1 protein-coding gene is annotated in these 247 nt (G+C 47.4%); it reads left to right on the plus strand.

Translation table 11 applies throughout. The annotated features are described in order from the left end of the window. Positions 1–247 (plus strand): TolB-like translocation protein (locus AAEZ02_RS23190; RefSeq protein WP_502959620.1); only part of this gene is annotated, 247 nt, incomplete at both ends.

The raw sequence follows: 247 nt of genomic DNA on the forward strand, positions 1-247 counted from the left end.
GGGATGCCCAGCCAACTTTCTCTGCCGATGGTCGTTATCTTGCTTATTTAGCCATGACCAAGGCGGGTTACGAAGCTGATCGCTCCCGCATTATGTTACGTGACAATGCTACAGGTCAGGAAAAAGAAGTCGCACCATTGTGGGATCGCAGCGCGAGTTCATTAAATTTTAGTGCCGATGGTCGTACTTTGTATGTGACAGCACAAGATCTTGGGCAAGTGACCATTTTTGAAGTGAACACTCAGTT

The organism is Shewanella sp. T24-MNA-CIBAN-0130 (genome assembly GCF_040310185.1).
GTDB lineage: Bacteria > Pseudomonadota > Gammaproteobacteria > Enterobacterales > Shewanellaceae > Shewanella > Shewanella psychromarinicola.